Annotated in this window: 16 protein-coding genes; 13 read left to right on the top strand and 3 right to left on the bottom strand. The window is 56.2% G+C overall.

The window, feature by feature from the left end; genetic code table 11:
• Positions 1–20 precede the first annotated feature (20 nt).
• The 8 genes from PO881_RS22955 to PO881_RS22920 are packed head-to-tail and all read left to right on the top strand — an operon-like array spanning position 21 to position 7550.
• Positions 21–965 (top strand): PDR/VanB family oxidoreductase, encoded by a 945-nt coding sequence (locus PO881_RS22955; protein ID WP_280173314.1) that lies wholly within the window; start codon positions 21–23, stop codon positions 963–965.
• Positions 962–2161 carry an amidohydrolase family protein gene (locus PO881_RS22950; protein WP_280173094.1) on the top strand — a complete coding sequence of 400 codons (1200 nt, stop codon included), beginning with the start codon at positions 962–964 and terminating at the stop codon, positions 2159–2161. Before PO881_RS22955 ends, PO881_RS22950 begins: the two co-directional genes overlap by 4 nt.
• Complete coding sequence (locus PO881_RS22945; protein ID WP_192235591.1) at positions 2151–2606, top strand: RidA family protein; 456 nt, start codon at positions 2151–2153, stop codon at positions 2604–2606. Before PO881_RS22950 ends, PO881_RS22945 begins: the two co-directional genes overlap by 11 nt.
• 14 nt (positions 2607–2620) lie before the next feature.
• Positions 2621–3499: a creatininase family protein gene (locus tag PO881_RS22940; RefSeq protein ID WP_222183195.1), complete on the top strand. Its 879-nt coding sequence runs from the start codon at positions 2621–2623 to the stop codon at positions 3497–3499.
• 9 nt (positions 3500–3508) lie between these two features.
• Entirely contained in the window at positions 3509–4480 is a 972-nt protein-coding gene (locus tag PO881_RS22935; RefSeq protein ID WP_280173093.1) for an ABC transporter substrate-binding protein, read from the top strand.
• The gene (locus PO881_RS22930; protein WP_280173092.1) at positions 4477–5310 is read left to right on the top strand and encodes an ABC transporter ATP-binding protein; all 834 of its coding nucleotides are present in this window, start codon (positions 4477–4479) and stop codon (positions 5308–5310) included. Before PO881_RS22935 ends, PO881_RS22930 begins: the two co-directional genes overlap by 4 nt.
• On the top strand, positions 5307–6107 hold the full coding sequence (locus PO881_RS22925) for an ABC transporter permease (RefSeq protein WP_101761439.1): 801 nt from the start codon (positions 5307–5309) through the stop codon (positions 6105–6107). Before PO881_RS22930 ends, PO881_RS22925 begins: the two co-directional genes overlap by 4 nt.
• A gap of 54 nt (positions 6108–6161) precedes the next feature.
• Positions 6162–7550 (top strand): FAD-binding oxidoreductase, encoded by a 1389-nt coding sequence (locus PO881_RS22920; protein WP_280173091.1) that lies wholly within the window; start codon positions 6162–6164, stop codon positions 7548–7550.
• A 55-nt stretch (positions 7551–7605) separates the two neighbouring features.
• On the opposite strand, the gene PO881_RS22915 is transcribed toward PO881_RS22920, so the two are convergent.
• Both PO881_RS22915 and PO881_RS22910 read right to left on the bottom strand, forming a co-directional pair.
• Entirely contained in the window at positions 7606–9462 is a 1857-nt protein-coding gene (locus PO881_RS22915) for a hypothetical protein (protein WP_280173090.1), read from the bottom strand.
• Positions 9463–9782: 320 nt separating this feature from the next.
• Positions 9783–11762, bottom strand: coding sequence for an autotransporter domain-containing protein (locus PO881_RS22910; RefSeq protein ID WP_280173313.1), 1980 nt, complete (start codon positions 11760–11762; stop codon positions 9783–9785).
• 449 nt (positions 11763–12211) lie between these two features.
• Here PO881_RS22910 and PO881_RS22905 point away from each other — a divergent pair, with 449 nt between their 5' ends.
• Positions 12212–13498 carry a PAS domain-containing methyl-accepting chemotaxis protein gene (locus PO881_RS22905; RefSeq protein WP_101761435.1) on the top strand — a complete coding sequence of 429 codons (1287 nt, stop codon included), beginning with the start codon at positions 12212–12214 and terminating at the stop codon, positions 13496–13498.
• Positions 13499–13536: 38 nt separating this feature from the next.
• Here PO881_RS22905 and PO881_RS22900 read toward each other — a convergent pair whose 3' ends face one another.
• Positions 13537–14865 carry an FAD-binding oxidoreductase gene (locus tag PO881_RS22900; protein WP_280173089.1) on the bottom strand — a complete coding sequence of 443 codons (1329 nt, stop codon included), beginning with the start codon at positions 14863–14865 and terminating at the stop codon, positions 13537–13539.
• A gap of 197 nt (positions 14866–15062) precedes the next feature.
• Between PO881_RS22900 and PO881_RS22895 the strand changes: the two genes are divergently transcribed.
• The 4 genes from PO881_RS22895 to PO881_RS22880 are packed head-to-tail and all read left to right on the top strand — an operon-like array spanning position 15063 to position 18444.
• Entirely contained in the window at positions 15063–15965 is a 903-nt protein-coding gene (locus tag PO881_RS22895; RefSeq protein ID WP_280173088.1) for a metal ABC transporter substrate-binding protein, read from the top strand.
• Complete coding sequence (locus tag PO881_RS22890; protein WP_280173087.1) at positions 15962–16768, top strand: manganese/iron ABC transporter ATP-binding protein; 807 nt, start codon at positions 15962–15964, stop codon at positions 16766–16768. The genes PO881_RS22895 and PO881_RS22890 overlap by 4 nt, the downstream gene beginning before the upstream one ends.
• Positions 16752–17615 carry an iron/manganese ABC transporter permease subunit SitC gene (gene sitC / locus PO881_RS22885; RefSeq protein WP_101761431.1) on the top strand — a complete coding sequence of 288 codons (864 nt, stop codon included), beginning with the start codon at positions 16752–16754 and terminating at the stop codon, positions 17613–17615. The genes PO881_RS22890 and sitC overlap by 17 nt, the downstream gene beginning before the upstream one ends.
• On the top strand, positions 17608–18444 hold the full coding sequence (locus PO881_RS22880; protein ID WP_101761430.1) for a metal ABC transporter permease: 837 nt from the start codon (positions 17608–17610) through the stop codon (positions 18442–18444). The genes sitC and PO881_RS22880 overlap by 8 nt, the downstream gene beginning before the upstream one ends.
• Positions 18445–18472: the final 28 nt, after the last annotated feature.

The following is an 18472-nucleotide window of genomic DNA, read 5'->3' as shown; positions in this document are numbered from 1 at the left end:
CCTGCTCAGGCAGATAGATGATGAAATCCAATCCTCTCGTCGTCACCGTCATCGCAAAGCAGTTCAACGGTGCAGGCAATGTGTTACTGACGCTGGCGAATCGCAGCGGGCAGCCGCTGCCTGCTTTCACGCCCGGCGCGCACATCGATGTCATTATTCCCGGCTGCGGTAAACGCCAGTATTCGCTCTGCTCTGCGCCAGCCGAACATTATGAAATCTGCGTGCGTCTGGATGAGTGTTCAACCGGCGGATCGCGCTGGCTGCATCAGCAGTTGACCATCGGCGATGAGCTAGAGATATCCGCGCCACGCAACCACTTTCCGCTGCCTCACGCGCCGCGCACGCTACTGTTTGCCGCCGGTATCGGCTTGACGCCGCTGCTGGTGATGGCCGAGGCCCTGGCGGTACATCAGGCGGATTTCGCCCTGCACCTTTACCTGAAACGCGCCGACCAACTGGCTTTCAGCCAACGTCTGAGCAAACTCGGCGCGCGCGCCGTCATTCACTACAGCAGCGAAGGCGACAGCCTGCGCCAGCGCATTCCCGAAGCTCTCACCCAGCCAGACAACGCTGCGCTGGTGTTCTGCGGCCCGGCGGGTTTTATGCATCATCTGCAGCAGCTGGCGTTGCAACATGGCTGGGACGAAGCACAGCTGCACAGCGAGCGCTTCCAATCCACATCTTCGCTGATGGCTGGCGCTGCCTTCGAAGTGCAGCTCGCCTCCTCCGGCGCACGCTTTGCCGTGGGCGAGCAACAAACCATCGCTGAAGTACTTGAAGAAGCAGGGATTGAGATTGAACTCTCCTGCGAACAAGGCATGTGCGGCGCCTGCATCACCGGCGTGTTGGCGGGCGAGCCGGATCACCGTGATGATGTGCTGAGCCAGCAAGAGCGTGCGGCCAACGATTGCATCGTGCTGTGCTGTTCACGTGCGCGTTCACCTTTATTGGTACTGGATCTATGAGCGGCTATCCGGGTGCGACCGGCGCACGTTTACCCCGCTGGCTGCTGCCAGAAAACTGGCCTGAAGCCAACAATCAACCGCAGCTGGCGACCTTACATTTCCACGCCGCGGGCCTGCAATTCGAACCCGACCATGCAGCAGCACCCGCTGATTATCTGCCGCTTCACGGCGCGCTGGTGCTGCCCGCGTTTATCGAACCGCACGCGCATCTGGATAAAACCTTCACTATTCAACGCAGCCCGGCGCAACAGCCCGGTTTGCTGGCCGCGATTGCTGCCATGCATCAGGACCGCGTGCACTGGAACACAGCAGATCTGCAGCAGCGCGCTACGCAGGCGCTGCGCTGGGCGGTAGAAGCTGGCGTCGGTTTGCTGCGCACCCACATCGACTGGTTCTCCGTTGATGCACCATTAGCGTGGCAAGTGATTGGCGATCTGCACCATCCGCTGTGCAGCATCGAGCGCGTGGCCCTCGCGCCACTCACCTTCTTTGCCGACGCCAGCGATGCGCAGCATATTGCCGCGCAGGTCGCGACCAGCGGTCCGGGCGCGCTGTTGGGCGGTTTTATTCACAGCAGCAACTGGGATGCGCAGGCGTTTCAGCATCTGATGCAGGCCGCCGAACTGTGGCAGCTGGATATCGATCTGCATATTGATGAAGAACTTAACGTCGAGGCGCAGGGATTGCGCTGGCTGGCGCACTATTTGCAGCAGCATCCGTTTAGCGGCGCGATCACCTGCAGCCACAGCTGCGCGCTGTCGCAGCAGGACGATGCGCAACAGATTCTTGCCGTGCTGGCGCAACACAATGTGACATTGATTGCGCTGCCGCTCACCAATCTGCTGTTGCAGGACGCGGTGCCCGGCCGCACGCCGCGTTTGCGCGGTTTAACGCTGGTGAAAGAGGCGCAGGCGCTGGGCATTCCGCTGCTGCTCGGCGCTGACAACGTGCAGGACGCGTTCTGTCCGTTTGGCAGTTACGATCCGCTCGATACGCTGTTTAGCGGTTTGCTGAGCCTGCAACTCGGCGCGGCGTTTGATCAGGTCTCCGCGCTGATCTGCCAACGCCGCGCGCTGCTGGCCAATGATTTGGTGATTTTTCCGCATGCCGATGTGGCGAGCTGGCCGTTGCGTCAACGTCAGCGCTATCGGCTGAAAAGGGGTGTGCGTTATGGAGAAACAACAGATGGCGCTTGATGCAGGAGCGGGAAAACCGCTGGCGAAATATGCCGCGTGGCGACGCGCGGGTGACTTCATTTTCCTCTCCGGCATTATTCCGGTGAACCCACAAACTGCCACCATTGTGCGCGGCTACGACGACATTCCCGCAGCGGCGCAACAGCTGCTTGGCCGCACCGGCGAATTCTCCACCGACATTAAAGAGGGGCCGATTCTGGCGCAGAGCTGGTACGTGCTGGAGAGCATCCGCGCCACCATCGAAAGCGCCGGCGGCCAGATGAGTGATGTCTTCAAACTGGTGCAGTACTTCCGCAATCTCGACCATTTTCCCCACTACAGCCGAGTACGTAAGCAATTTTTTCCCGATGCGCCGCCGGTTTCTACCGTGGTGCAGGTGAGCGAGATGCTGCCGAGTCCGGACGTCTTAATTGAAGTTGAAGCCACGGCGTGGTTGCCGCAATAACACGAGGAGTTCAAATGTTGCATGGTTATATTCCGGCAAACCGCTTTTTGCCGTACCTGAGCTGGACCGACATCGCCACGCTGGAAAATAAAGCCAACACCGTGATCGTGTTGCCGACCGGCGCGATTGAGCAGCACGGCCCGCATTTGCCGTGCGCGGTGGATAGCGTGATCGCCTCCGGCGTGGTCGGCCATGCGCTGGCGCGCTTACCCGCGGAAATCCCGGCTTACGCCATTCCGCCGATCACCTACGGCAAATCGGATGAGCATCTGCATTTTCCCGGCACGCTAACGCTGACCGGCGAAACCCTGCTGCACACCATTCTGGAGATTGGCGAATCACTCTATCGCGCCGGTTTCCGCAAGTTCCTGATGGTTAACGGCCACGGCGGCCAGCCACAGCCGTTACAGATGGCGGCGCGCGAACTGCGTCTGCGCCACGGCGACATGATCATCATCATGCAAGACACCTTTAAAGTGCCGAACTGCGCGGAAAGCTTTATGGACGACAAAGAGCGGCAGATGGCGATGCACGCGGGACATGCCGAAACCGCGCTGATGCTGGCGCTGGCGCCCGATACCGTGCAGATGGATAAAGCGGTGGCTAATTATCCGCCGGCATTCCCCTGCCCGACGCTTTCGACCAACAAACCGATGGCGGCGTGGGCCTCCTACGATTTCGGCCCAAGCGGCGTGATTGGCGATCCTTTGCCCTCCACACCGGAGCAAGGCGCGGCCATCCTCGATTCGCTGGCAGAAAGCTGGGCGCAGGTGATTACCGAAGTGCACCAGATGACATGGGTAACCCGCGCCGAACCGGCGTGGGGCACCGGCCAGTGGCAAGGCAAAGTATTAGATCACCATGACGCAGCCGCCTTTTTAACACCTCGCTAGGGAATAACGATGAAAAAAACATTGAGCACTGTTGCCGCGCTTGCGCTGGCACTCTCGGCCCCGAGCATGGCGGCAGAGAAATTCACCTTTATGACCAACTGGTATGCGCAGGCCGAACACGGCGGCTTCTACCAGGCGCAGGCGCAGAATCTGTATCGCGATGCCGGCCTCGACGTCACCATCAAGATGGGCGGTCCGCAGGTGCATACCATGCAGCTGATGGCGGCCGGTCAGGCCGACTGCATTATCAGCGATAACATGCAGGCGCTGGAAATCTGGCAGCAAGGCGTGCAGGCGATGCCGGTTGCCACCACCTTCCAGCACTCGGCGATTGCCTTTCTCACCCATCCGGATGTGAAAAACCAGGCCGATTTGCAGGGCAAAACCTTCCTGCTGGCGGCGGAAGCCTATACCTCATATTGGCCGTGGGCGCAGAGCGCGCTGAAGCTGAAAAATGCCCGCGTGCGTCCTTACACCTTCAGCATTCAGCCGTTCCTCGCCGATAAAAATCTGGTGCAGCAAGGCTATATCACCTCCGAACCGTTTGCGGTGCAAAAAGCCAATGCGCAGGCCAATGTTTACCCGATCAGCGATTGGGGTTATCCGCCGTACGGCAACAGCATTGTGTGCATGAAATCGACCATTGAGAAACGGCCGGCTGCGGTGGCGGCGTTTGTGAAAGCGTCGATGCAGGGCTGGAAAAACTATCTGCAAGATCCAAGCGCCGGTAACGTGCTGATCAAGAAAGAGAACCCGCAGATGAGCGATGAACAGATCGCTTTCGGCATTGCGCAGATGAAGAAATACCAAATGCTGACCGGCGGCGATGCGCAAACCGGCGGCATCGGCATCATGACCGAAGCGCGTCTCAAGCAAACCTGGCAGCTACTGGTCGATACCAAGCTGATCGATGCGGCTAAAGTACAGTTTGACGGCAGCTACACGCTGAAATTCATCCAAGACGTCAAGGTTCTGCCATGAATAGCGCCAACCATTTGACGCTGCTGCATCCCGATGCGCAAGCGGTGCCGCGTTCTGCGGCGCCACCGGCGATTGAGGTGCTGTCAGCGGAGAAAATTTATCCCAACGGTACGCGCGCACTGCTGCCGGTCGATCTCACCATTCGTCAGGGCGAATTTGTCTCGCTGCTCGGCCCGTCCGGCTGCGGCAAAAGCACCTTGCTAAAGATGATCGCCGGGCTGATTGAGCCCACCGATGGCAAGTTAATGCTGTTTCGCCGCGATCGGCGGGAAAATCAGCGCGATCTGCCGCTGTCGTTTGTGTTTCAGGAAGCGACGCTGATGCCGTGGAGCAACGTGCACAAAAACGTGCGTCTGCCGCTCGATTTGGCGGGCGTGCCGCGTGCCGAAGCGGACACCCGCGTGCGCGAAATCCTCGAACTGGTCGGCCTCGGCCAGTTTGGTCACGTATTGCCGCGCGAGCTTTCCGGCGGCATGCAGATGCGTGTGTCGATAGCGCGCGGTCTGGTCACGCGCCCGAAGGTGCTGCTGATGGATGAGCCGTTTGGCGCGCTGGACGAAATCACCCGCAACAAGCTGGACAGCGATCTGCTGGATTTGTGGCAGGAGCAGAAGCTGACGGTGGTGTTTGTCACCCACTCAATTCAGGAAGCGGTATTTCTGTCGCAGCGGGTGATTATGATGGCGGCGCGCCCCGGACGCGTGGTAGATGACATCCGCATTGAAACCACGTTGCCGCGCGACGATGAGTTCCGCGTCAGCCAGGATTTCACGCATTATGCGCAACAGCTGCAACGCGGCCTGCTGGCGGCGAGCAAGGAGAGTCAATGATGAAACCGTTAGCAAGCCATCGGCAATTTCAGCAGTGGCTGTTCCCCGCCATCGTCGCGGTCGCCATGCTGCTGTTGTGGCAGTTTCTGGTCACCACCTTCAAAGTGCCGGTATTTCTGGTGCCGTCGCCGCTAGTGGTGGCGCAAAGTCTGGTGCAGAACTTCCCGACGCTATTTATGTCATTGCTCTACACCCTGAAAATCACCGTTATCTCTTTTGCGGTGGCGATTGTGATTGGTTCGATTGTGGCGTTTCTGCTGGTGCAAAATCGTTTTATTGAGACCGCCCTTTTTCCCTACATCGTGTTCTTGCAGGTGACGCCGATTGTCGCGATCGCGCCGCTGATCATCATCTGGGTGAAAGACACCACGCTGTCGTTGGTGGTGTGCGCCACCTTGATGGCGGTGTTTCCAATAATTTCCAATACCACGCAAGGTCTGCGTAGCGTGTCGCCAGGATTGCTGAGCTATTTCCGCCTTAATCATGCATCACGCATGCAGATTCTGCTGCGCCTGCGTATTCCTTCGGCGCTGCCGTACTTCTTCGGCGCGCTGCGCATCTCCAGCGGCTTGTCGCTGATTGGCGCGGTGGTGGCAGAGTTTGTCGCTGGCACCGGCGGCACCGATACCGGGCTGGCGTACCAGATTTTGCAGGCCGGTTACCAGCTCAATATCCCGCTGATGTTTGCCGCGCTGCTGCTGATTTCACTGGCAGGCTTCCTGCTGTTCGCGCTGATGTCGTGGCTAACGCGCCGCGTGCTGGCGGCATGGCATGAGAGTGAATTGAGCCCCAGTTAAGAAACACGCATGCGCCGTAGTGGCGCAATACCCCTTTTCACACAGGAAATACACATGTCTGATTCCGATCGCCAGTCTGCACTGGCGGCGCTGGTCGCGGCGTTGCCTGATCTCGACTGGATCAAAGAAGCGCCGAAGGTCAAACGACTGTCGCGCGATTTCCACTGGTTCAGCCCGGTCTTGAAACCGCAGCTGGAAGCGAAGTTTGCCGAACTGGCGGTACGTCCGCGTGATGAGCATGAGCTGGCCCTGATCGTGGCCGCCTGCGCCAAACAGCGCGTGCCACTCAATTTGCGCGGTGGCGGCACCGGTAATTACGGTCAGCTGATTCCGCTGCATGGCGGCTTGATGGTTGATATGACGCGTCTCAACGCGGTGACCGCCGTCGGCCACGGCACGGTGCGCGCGCAGGCGGGCATTCGGCTCGGCGACCTCGAAGCGCATACGCGTCCACTTGGCTGGGAGCTGCGCTGCATGCCCTCCACCTGGAAACTGGCGACGCTCGGCGGCCTGTTTGGCGGCGGATTTGGCGGCGTAGGTTCGATTAATTACGGTCCGCTGGCCGCGCCAGGCAATGTGTTGTCGGTGCGCCTGATGACCATGGAAGAGACGCCGCGCATTATCACCCTGCAAGCGCCGGATGCGCTGCTGCTGCATCACGCGTACGGCAGCAATGGCATCGTGCTGGAGATTGAACTGGCGCTGGCACCGCGCCACGACTGGATCGAACGTCTCGACACTTTCAACGACTTCCCTACGGCGATGGCCTTTGCCGATGCGCTGGCGCGTTCGCCAGGCATGGTGAAGCGCCAAATTGCGGTGTTCGCGGCGCCGGTGCTTGATTACTTCAGCGATCTGGCCGATGCCGATGTGGCGCGCAAACATGGGGTGATTTCCGTGGTGGGCAGCGAAAGCGACGGGCTGTTACCTGCGCTGCTGAGCCAGCATACGGGCCGCAATGCGCTGCATTTTGCCGCAGGGGAAAATAGCGGGCATTCGCTGATTGAATATTGCTGGAATCACACCACGCTGCAGGCGCTGAAAATCGATAAGACGCTAACTTACCTGCAAACTGCTTACGCGACGGATAATTATTTGCAGCAGGCGCTAACGCTGGAAGCACAATTATCCGATGAGGTGATGTCGCACATTGAATTCTTACGCGATATGAACGGCAGCATTACCTGTAGCGGTTTACCGCTGGTGCGTTATCAGGACGAAGATCGCCTCAACGCGATTATGGCTATTTACCGCACGAATGGCGTGAAAATTAATAATCCACATGTGATTCATATTGAAGATGGCAAACAGGGCATGGTGCGTGCTGATGTGGTGGCGATGAAACGCGCCTGTGATCCCCACAATTTATTAAATCCCGGCAAATTGCGCGGCTGGGAAGTACGCGATACGTTACCGGATGTGCATATCCCTGGCGTGAATTAACCACGTAGATTTTATTATTGTCGAGCCAGCAACCTCGATTGCTGGCTCTATAAAATTAATAGGGATCGGTAGCACTGTGCAATTCAATACTGCGCTCCGCTCCATTGACTCGAACTTTTAAGAACCGACGCGTTCTCCATGTTCCATCGGGATTTTGCACGCTCTTTTCGAACACCGGACCATGCAATAACAACTCTTTGTTGTCGTTGTACCCAAAGCCAACTTGTTTATTACCAATCCAGTGCTGTTCAAAGGCAACAACTTTCTCCGCATCCAGTCTGGTGCTCTCTTCGGCGCTACAGGCCGTGAAGCTTTTACGGAAAATAAAGCAATTTCCAGCCTGGTATCGGTCTTTGCCATTGGTATCGACTAGCGCAATGGAATAGGCGGTAAAGCCCGCAATTTTCACATAGAGTTTGGTTCGGGCACCATTACCCGAAATATGTACTTTGGTCACCGGACTGGAACCCTCGCCGTACCAGCTGCCAATAGAATCTGCACCATTTCTTGCCTGCAGATAGATATTTGCCACGCCTTCCGGCGTACGGCTACTAAAGTCAGTTTGGGTTGCACTTTGTGAGAGGAATTGTGCGGTGCCAATAATTCGCACATGTATTTGCGAGTTGGCATTAGAGAAGGCGAATTCCCCGACATAAAACCACTGTTCAGCCTCCTTCCCCTGATTATCCATGTGATACTGCGAGGAGATATAGTCATAGCTCAATGAACCTTGCGCAACGATTCCCCAATCCGACATCTCCAGTACGCCACGATCGCCTTCACCGATAAGCGTCCACGGCTCAATACCTTCGGTACTGTAATCGAATCCGGCACTTTGGTTATGAATACTTTTTTGAATAATAGTGGCGCGGCAATAACCCAGTTTTAATGGGTTATCGGTGGATTCAATCGCTAATCCCTCAATCACCCACTGGCCATTGGAGAGATCACCGGCAAATTCGGAGTGTTCAATCCAGCCGTTGCGAATAAAGGATTGGGTACAACGCGGTAAATCCAGCACCGGCTTTTTAGTGCCGCCCTGCAAATTAAAATTGGAGAGTTCAATTGCCGTAGAGTGATCCCAGGCGCCTTCTACCCGACCGGACCAACGAGCATAAACAATGCTGTCCTGACAACCACGGGAATAGAACTGGTCGATTTTACAATCCAGCGTATCGATAAGATCAAGCGCACGTCCGCCCAAATAGCGGAATTCCATACTGCTGACGCGCATGAACTGGCCGCCGATAATGGTGTTGGCATAGAAACCGACATTATTGAACGCCGTGCCGCCATCACCACCGCTGTCCGAACTCTTGCCTTTCACAACCAGCCCAGAAATTTCGGCATAGCGTGCCTGCACTTTAAAGAAATGCTGACCACGAGGTTTGGTATCCCAGTTAAAAAACAACGTCGTCGTTGGGAAATAACCGAAATTGACCGCCGCACCGGTCACCTTAAAACGGTTAATTTCTTTATCCGAGATATCAAACGTCGACATACTAAATTCGCCCGCAGTAAAACGTATCCCTGCTGATGGCAACACGCGCTGCGACCAGTCAAACATGCGTTTTACCGCCTCGATGCAGTCGGTTTTCCCGTCAGGCACCGCGCCAAAATCCAGCACGGTGACCGAGTTATAATCCAGTATCACCCTTTTCCAGCGTTTCTTTCCCGCTGTCACAATCACCAACCCACCATCGTCTGGCGATGTGGTATCTGTTGCGTCATAAACAAATACGCCGCCGCCAGCTTTTGTTCCGCGCTTATACTCCAGCACCGTAGCGAGTTCACCGCCGGTGGTGGGTTCGGTGGCTTTAAGCTGTTCGACATCGATGACCTGAATAACCGGTGCCGCCGCCGTGACACTATTTTGTGGTGTGGTATTCGTATTGCTAGACGCATTCGCCATGGTGTACCCCTTAATTATTAAGAGAAAGTAACTGCACCATCGAGTATAAGTAACTGAAAATTAATGTGTTGATGCGTACCACGCTAACTGGGGCATTTGACTTATGTGATTTTTGCATGGCCAGACAACAATATGATTATTGGAAAAAAGCGTAGCGGCAGCGAGGCGATTTACAGATTAATCGCAGACAACTTCTTTATTTACATGGCACGAAATAGAAGAGAAAACGCGGAAATACAAGGTTGATTGCTAAGCAGAGAAAGCATTTGTGATCGTTATAAATTAACAGGCCAGCAACTAATAGTTACTGGCCTGCATGCTTAGAACGTGGCGTTCACACCGACATTCCAGGTCACCTGATGGTAATCGCTATTCCCACCGACGGTTGAAACCCCGGCAAACGCATTCACCGTTTCGCCGAGCGGCACGTTGGCACCCAGCGACAGATCCAGCCAGTTTTTATCGCGCGCTTCAACGCTGCGTTCAAACGAAGTACGCGTCGATTTCAACCCGGCACGCACCGTGGAATCGGTATCGCCAAACTGATGGTTGTAGCTCACCTGTGCCCAGGGATTAACCACCCACTGTTTGCTGTCGATGCGCCAACCCACTGAGCCAATCTGTGAATGGGTGGTTTGATCGGAGTAGCGCATCGCGGTGCTACTATCACTGTTCTCGCTGTAGCCGCCGACGCGACCGTAATCCAGCGCGTAACTGGCGACCGGCCCAGTGCTGAGATTTTCAGTAATTGGCAGCGTCCAACCAGTCTGCACGCGCATGCCGAGCAATTTACCGCTGGTGCTACCCTGCTCGGTACGTTTGGCCGGGCCGATGTGGATATCACGCTCGATGCTGTCGAAATCGAGATCGGCATAATGCAGATCGGCGTTAATCCAGCCCTGATCGAACACCGTCAGCTGGCTGTAAAGCGCCACCAGATTGCCGCGCAGTTTGTAGTCGTAGTTCGACGAAGGTTCCTGGCGCTGATTGGTGTTGGAGAACAGCACACCCGTTTGCCAGTTGTCGGTGATCTGATAGCCGATACCCAGCGTTAAGTTGGTGGTGTTGGCATTTCCGTCGCTCCAGCTGTCGCCCTGATAATCGACATGTTGCCCGGCATAGCCGCCAAATACCGTGAACTTTCCGGCGCTGGCGGGCTGTTGACGCTGCTGCTGCAAATGTCCATCCAGCGTGTTTTGCGTATCACGCGCCATCATCAGTGGCGATTGTGATAACGCCGCCACCTGCGCTGGCGCATCAAGAATCGACTGGATGTAATCGGCGATCATCGCATGCACCGCTGGGCTCGGGTGCAGACGATCGGCAAACAGATAATCCTGCGCCGTGGAGAAGCCCGGCGTGCTGGATTGACACTCATCCGCTGAGGTGCCAATCGGACAAGCGATGCCGATGGTGTTGGTTAAGCCATATTGGGTTGGATTGGCGATCACTTCATCGAACAGCCCGGCGATATCCACGCGCACAATATTGCCATTCAAGGTCGCCAGCCCCGCTTCTTCCTGCTGGTTATAACCGTCGGAGAGCGCCGTGACCTGCTCGCTCAGCTCCTGCCATGCGTTATAAAGCTGTTGCGCTAGTGCGTCACGCACCGCTGGAACCGACGAAACTTCGCCTGCCGCTTGCGTGAAGGCATCCTGCACCGCTTGCTGTCGCGCGGCTTTATTTGGTGTGGTCACGCCATCCAGTGACTGAAACGCCGCCACCATCGCCGGTGTGGCTTCACTTCCCAGCACGCGCAGCACGGTTTGAATCATATAGGGCGTTGAGCCGAGCTGCGGCACGGTGGGCACAATCACCGCGCCCGCGCCGGCATCCAGCAGGGTTTTAATTTGCGCAACCGATTGATTGGCGCTGTTGCTGATGGTTTCACTGGCGGTTAAGGGATTGGTGACGGCAACGGCGATGTCATTGGCACCGACCCAATGAATATACAAACCGTTGCTATCCGCGCGACCGCCGGTTGAAGCGAGATAACCCGCCAGCTGATCCTGGGTGTTTAAATCAGGATCGAGCTTGGGTACCGATACCGCGCCACCCTGCGCATAATTGCTGCCGCCTAACGTTGAGCGCTGTAAATCCTCCCCCAAATGCGCGGCAAGAATCTCATCATATAAAGGATGTTGTGCACCGTCGAAGGTAAAGCGGCCTACGTTGCCGCTATCACTCAGGCTATCGCCAAACACGGTCAGGCTGTCCCATGCCAGCGCAGGTGCGGGCGTCAACAACGCAGTGAGTGTGGCGATGGCGACGGCAGAAAGCGCAGATTTGTGGTTGTTCATCATCAACTCCGTGATGGGCCAGAGACGCAGCGTCTGACCGGCAAAAGGTAAGGTCCGCGCATCAAGCGAACCCGCAACATCGCATCAGGAATGCGTTAAGAAAATATCAAGGACGTTTAACTGTTTAGTCAGGAAGGGGGCGTTATGCCAGTTTGCAGCGGCAAATAAACTCAAGTTTATTAACAGCCCTTTTACATGCATTTAAATTAAACCTTTAAATAAGGCCGCCGATAACTAGTGTTGCGGAGTGCGAGTACGCTCTGAGCGGTACATTTTGAAAACATCAGGTAGGTTAATTACATACCCCGTGCGGCGCTGCGGCGCACAGAGACACTTAAGTGTACGGCGAAGGGGAATCTGCGGGCAGCTCAGGTGACGCATGTTGAGCGTGACCAATTTTGCACTGCACGCATTACGTTCAACAGCACAATAATCACCTGAGGCTTCCCATGTTTGGTGTGAAAAAGTCGAGTCTTTCTTTGCCGTTTTATAAAAGTGGCGATGTGGCTAAAGATATCAATGCGATCAAACAGCATGTGGCATGGATTGAATTTACGCCTAACGGCGAGATTCTCACCGCCAATCACCTCTTCCTTGCCACCACCGGCTACCAGTTGAATGAGATTCAGGGGAAGCATCACCGCCTCTTCTGCAGCCCGCAACACAGCCAATCCTCGCGCTATCTCGCCTTCTGGCAAACGCTGGCGTCTGGCGAATCGGTGACCGGCATTTTTGAGCGCTTCAATAAGCTAGGTCAGCGTTTCTATCTCAGCGCCACCTACTTCCCGGTGAGCGATGACAAAGGCCAGGTTTACAAAGTGATCAAGGTGGCATCGGATATCACAGAACGTCATCAGGAGCTGGAGCATAAAGAAGCGGTGATCACCGCGCTGGATCTCTCCATGGCGGTGATTGAGTTCACGCCGGACGGACAAATCCTCACGGCCAACAATAACTTCCTCAAGCACATGGGATATGAGCTGGCTGCGGTTGTAGGGCAGCATCATCGCATGTTCTGCTTCGATAACTTCTATAGTGAAAATCCCGACTTCTGGCGCAAGATGGCCAAAGGCCAGCACTTTGTCGGCCGCTTCGAACGCAAAACCGCCGGCGGCGAACGCATCTGGCTTGAGGCCAGCTACAACCCGGTTTATGACGCCGATGGCAAGGTGTACAAGGTGATCAAAATCGCCTCAGATATCACCGCGCGCGTGGAAGCCGCCAAGCGCGTGGCCGACATCGCGCTGACGACCTCTGAAGAAACGTCACAAATTACCGACAACGCCAACGAGGTACTGGACGAAACCATCCGCAATTCAGGGTTGGTGGCGCTGCAGGTTAATGCAGCAACGGCGATCGGGGGCGAGCTTAACGCCTCGGCGAAAAGCATTAGTGAAGTGGTCGAGACCATCAACCTGATTGCCTCACAAACCAATATTCTGGCGCTGAATGCGGCAATTGAGTCTGCGCGCGCCGGTGAAGCGGGACGCGGATTCAGCGTGGTGGCGGGCGAAGTACGACGTTTGGCGGCATCCACCTCCAGCGCGACGAAGCAGATCACGCAAGTGGTGGAACACAACGCCAGCCTGATTGCGCAAATGGAGCAGCAGCTTAATGAGGTCAAGCAGTTTGTGGTGACCGAGCAGGATAAAATCAGCGTGTTGTCACGCAGCCTGCGAGAAATTAACAGTGGCGTACATGAGTTTGTGAACGTGATTCATCGGTTGGATGTGTAATGTTCGGCCGGTGTGCAACAACGCGCACCGGCCCACCCTCACATCATCTGCGGTTCACGGATCGCCTGACCTTTGGCGAACCGCGCCAGGCTGTACGGCTTCACATCAGTGAACAGCGGTTTGTTATTGACCATCTGCGCGCACAACAAGCCTGCGCCTGGCCCAATACCAAAACCGTGGCCGCTGAAGCCGGAGGCGATAAACAAACCCGGTATGCTCGTCATCTTATCAATCACCGGCACCAAATCCGGCGTGGTATCGATCCACCCGCCCCACGCGTAATCCACCTTAATGCCGTTCAACTCCGGATAGAGCTGCACCAGCGCCTGCATCGCTTCCTGCACAATGCCGTTATCCGCTGCCGGATCGAGGGTGCGGATCTTCTCGAACGGCGACTCGCTTTGATTGGACCACGAACCGGCGGCTTCCGGGCCATTGAAGAACGAGCCGTTGATGCGCACCTTGAGCTTCTTAGCGATCTTGCTGCGATACATCGCATAGAACCTGGTGGCGTAACGGATATTTTGCGGCGCGAGATCAATCTGCCCGCGTCCGGCGAGCGCCACGGTGTAGCTGCCATCCTGACGACGGCGAATACACAACCCGCCGGTGCTGAGACAGCCTTTGATCACTTCAGGCGCCGCCGTGGTTTTGAACGCGGTGCCCAGGATATTGGCGCTCGGTAGTTCAATGCCATATTGCTTGCAGAAGCGCGAACTCCACGCGCCGCCGCAGCAGATTACACGGTTAGCTTTCACCAGGCCGCGCTCGGTCCAGACGCCGGTGACGCGTCCGCCAGATACATCGAGGGCGCGCACCGCGCAGTTTTGCTGGATCGATGCGCCGAGATTTTTCGCGCCAGTCGCCATCGCCGGTGCTGCCAGCGACGGCTCTGCGCGACCATCGCTGGGTGACCACACGCCGCCAATCCACGGCGCATTGTTGCCGATGCGCTCGCGCGTCTCTTGTGCGGTCATCAAATGGCTGACGAAACCCAGTTGCTGCGCCTGCTTGCCCCACGCTTCCCAGCGCGCCAGATCGCTTTCACTCTGCGTGCCGTAAGTAATGCCCTGCCGCGAGAAGCCGAGATCGAGGCCAATTTCACTGCTCAACTCGTCCCAGCGCTGCAAACTGCGCATCGCCATCGGCAATTCGTACAGGTCGCGGTTTTGCTGGCGAACCCAGCCCCAGTTGCGGCCAGATTGCTCGCCGCCGATCACGCCCTTCTCAAACAGCGCCACGGAAACGCCCTGCTTTGCCAGTTCGTAACTCACTGACGTGCCGATGATGCCGCCGCCAATCACAATCACATCAACGGATTCGGGAAAGCGTTCACTGTCTGCTACTGCATTGATTTTGATGCGCATCGTCTTAAATCCTGTCCGCTTTTTATTGATGTAACCATATTTAGTGTTTTAGGGGAAATGCCGTTTAATTCCGTCTTTATGACACTTGCCCCTTTCGTAAATTTTTGTCTTTACACTGGCGTTGTGAACAAAAATGACTCATATAGATAGCATCAGCTATATATTATAGCATTGGCTATATTACTCTGGAGATGATCATGTTCACTCAACGCCTTTTGCCTGCGATTGCCGTTCTGTTGTCACTCAGCTCATTTAGCGCGTCAGCGGCTGAAAAACTCAAAGTGGTCACCACCTTTACGGTGATCGCCGATATGGCGAAAAACGTCGCGGGCGATGCGGCGGACGTGACGTCGATTACCAAAACCGGCGCAGAAATCCACGAATACCAACCCACGCCAGGCGATATTCGTCGCGCGCAGGGTGCCAATCTGATTTTGGTAAACGGCTTTAATCTGGAACTGTGGTTCAGCCGGTTTTACCAGCGTCTTAACGATGTGCCGCAGGTCACCGTGACGCAAGGCATTGAGCCGATGGGCATTAGTGAAGGTCCGTACAACGGTAAACCGAATCCGCATGCGTGGATGTCGCCGGATAACGCGCTGATCTACGTCGATAACATCCGCAACGCGCTGCAGAAATACGATCCCGCCAATGCCGCAATTTATCAGGCCAACGCCGAGCGTTACAAAGCGCAGATTCAGCAAACCATCGCGCCGATGCGTGCCGCTGTCGACAAGCTTCCCGCCGATAAACGCTGGCTGGTGACCAGTGAAGGTGCCTTCTCTTATCTGGCGCGCGATTTCGGTCTGAAAGAGCTCTATTTATGGCCGATTAACGCCGATCAGCAAGGCACCCCGCAGCAGGTGCGTAAGGTGATCGATGCGGTGCGCGATCATCAAATTCCTGCCATCTTTAGTGAAAGCACCATCTCTGCCAAACCCGCTCAGCAAGTGGCGCGTGAAGCCGGCATTCATTACGGTGGCGTGTTGTACGTCGATTCGCTGAGCAACAGCGATGGCCCGGTGCCGACCTATCTGGATCTGCTGCGCGTCACCACCGAAACCGTGGTGAAAGGCATCACAGAAGGAAGTCAGAAATGAACCCAGCCGCAGGATTACTCGTCGAGAATGTGGGTGTTACCTACCGCAACGGCCACACGGCGCTGCGTAAAGCCTCTTTTAGCGTGCCCGCTGGCAGCATCACCGCGTTGATTGGCGTCAACGGCTCCGGTAAATCCACACTGTTCAAAGCGATCATGGGATTTGTGCCGCTCTCCTCGGGCGCGGTAACGCTAGCGGGTTTACCGGCCAACAAGGCGCTGAAACACAACATCGTTTCCTATGTCCCGCAGTCCGAGGAAGTGGACTGGAGCTTCCCGGTGCTGGTGGAAGATGTGGTGATGATGGGCCGTTACGGCTATATGGGCATGCTGCGTATTCCGCGTGTCGCCGATAAACTTAGCGTTGATCAAGCGCTGGAGCGCGTGGGCATGAGCGCTTATCGCCACCGTCAGATTGGCGAGCTGTCGGGGGGGCAGAAAAAACGCGTTTTTCTGGCACGCGCGCTGGCACAAAGTGGTCAGATTATCCTGCTGGATGAGCCGTTTACCGGCGTGGACGTCAAAACCGAAGCCGCGATTATCGCCCTGCTAAAAGAGCTGCGCGACGAAGGCCGCACCATGCTGGTTTCCACTCACGATCTCAACGCCATCCCTGATTTCTGCGATCGCTGCGTGCTGGTAAAAAATACCGTGCTGGCGAGCGGCCTGCTGCATGACACCTTCACCGCCGATAATCTGGCGCAGACCTTTGATGGCGCGCTGCATGAGCGTAACGCGGTGTTAATGCAGCTGATGAAAGACAAAAATCCTGACCGGGGAGCGAACCATGTCGTGGATTATTGAACCGTTTGGCTATCAATACATGCTGAATGCGATGTGGATCGCAGCGCTGGTCGGCGCGATTTGCGCCTTTCTCTCCTGCTTCCTGATGCTGAAAGGCTGGTCACTGATCGGTGATGCGCTGTCGCACTCAATTGTGCCCGGCGTGGCGGGCGCGTACATGCTCGGACTGCCCTTTTCCCTCGGCGCGTTTCTCTCCGGCGGGCTGGCGGCGGGCAGCATGCTGTTTCTCAATCAGCGCACACGCTTAAAAGAAGATGCCATTATCGGCCTGATCTTCTCGTCGTTTTTCGGCATCGGCCTGTTTCTGGTTTCACTCAATCCCACGTCGGTGAATATTCAAACCATCGTGCTGGGCAATATTTTGTCGGTCGCGCCCGCCGATATCTGGCAGCTCGGTGCGATTGGCTTTATCACCCTGACCATTCTGCTGCTGAAGTGGAAAGACCTGATGGTGACCTTCTTCGACGAGAGCCACGCGCGCTCGCTCGGTTTGAATACGCTGCGACTGAAGATCCTGTTCTTTGCCCTGCTCTCGGCGTCCACCGTCGCTGCGCTGCAAACCGTCGGCGCGTTTATGGTGATTTGTCTGGTGGTGACGCCCGGCGCCACCGCCTATCTGTTGACCGATCGTTTTCCGCGCCTGTTGCTGATCGCCGTGACCATCGGCAGCGTCACCAGTTTCCTCGGCGCATGGAGCAGCTACTTCCTCGATGGCGCGACCGGCGGCGTGATTGTGGTCGCGCAAACGCTGGTGTTTTTAGTGGCCTTTGTCTTCGCGCCAAAACATGGCGTGCTGGCTTCGCGCCGCCGTGCGCGTCAGACCATGGAGGACGGCGTAAATGGCTGAATTATTGTTGAGTCCGTTCCAGTTCGAATTTATGAACATGGCGCTGATCACCACCTTGGTACTGTCGCTGCCGTGCGCGATGCTGTCGGCGTTTCTGGTGCTGAAAGGTTGGTCGTTGCTCGGTGATGCGATGAGCCACGCGGTATTTCCTGGCGTGGTGATCGCCTGGCTGATTGGTTTGCCGTACGCCATCGGCGCGTTTGTCGCTGGCATGGTGTGCGCCGTCGCTACCGGCTACATCAGTGAGAACAGCCGCATCAAACCCGATACGGTAATGGGCATCGTCTTCTCCGGCATGTTTGGCGCCGGTTTGGTGCTGTATCTGAAATTGCAGCCCGAAGTGCATCTCGACCACATCTTGTTCGGCGATATGTTGGGCATCAGCCTGGCGGATATTATCCAGACATCGGCTATCGCGCTGATTGTTAGCCTGTTGATTGGCATCAAATGGCGAGATTTACTGCTGCACGCGTTCGATCCCAATCAGGCGCGCGCCTGCGGCATCAACGGCAAACTGATGCATTACGGCTTGCTGTGTTTAATCTCGTTAACCATCGTCGCTGCGCTGAAATCGGTGGGCGTGATTTTGTCAATTTCCATGCTGATCGCGCCTGGCGCTATCGCTTTACTGCTGGCGCGTCGTTTCGTGCAGGTAATGTTGCTAGCGATTGGCATTGCGGTGGTGACAGGTTTCAGCGGCGTGTACGCCTCGTTCTTCCTCGACAGCGCGCCGGGCCCAACCATTGTGGTGATCTACGCGGCGCTGTTCGTGCTGGCGTTTTTGTATGTCACGGTGAAGGATCGGCGCACGCAGCAAGTGCCTGGCTAATGATTTTGGTCGCCAGGAAATTAAATCA

This window comes from Pantoea sp. SS70 (genome assembly GCF_029866845.1).
GTDB lineage: Bacteria > Pseudomonadota > Gammaproteobacteria > Enterobacterales > Enterobacteriaceae > Pantoea > Pantoea leporis.
Note: the sequence above shows the minus strand (reverse complement) of the source record. Positions and strands in the feature narration are given on the sequence as shown.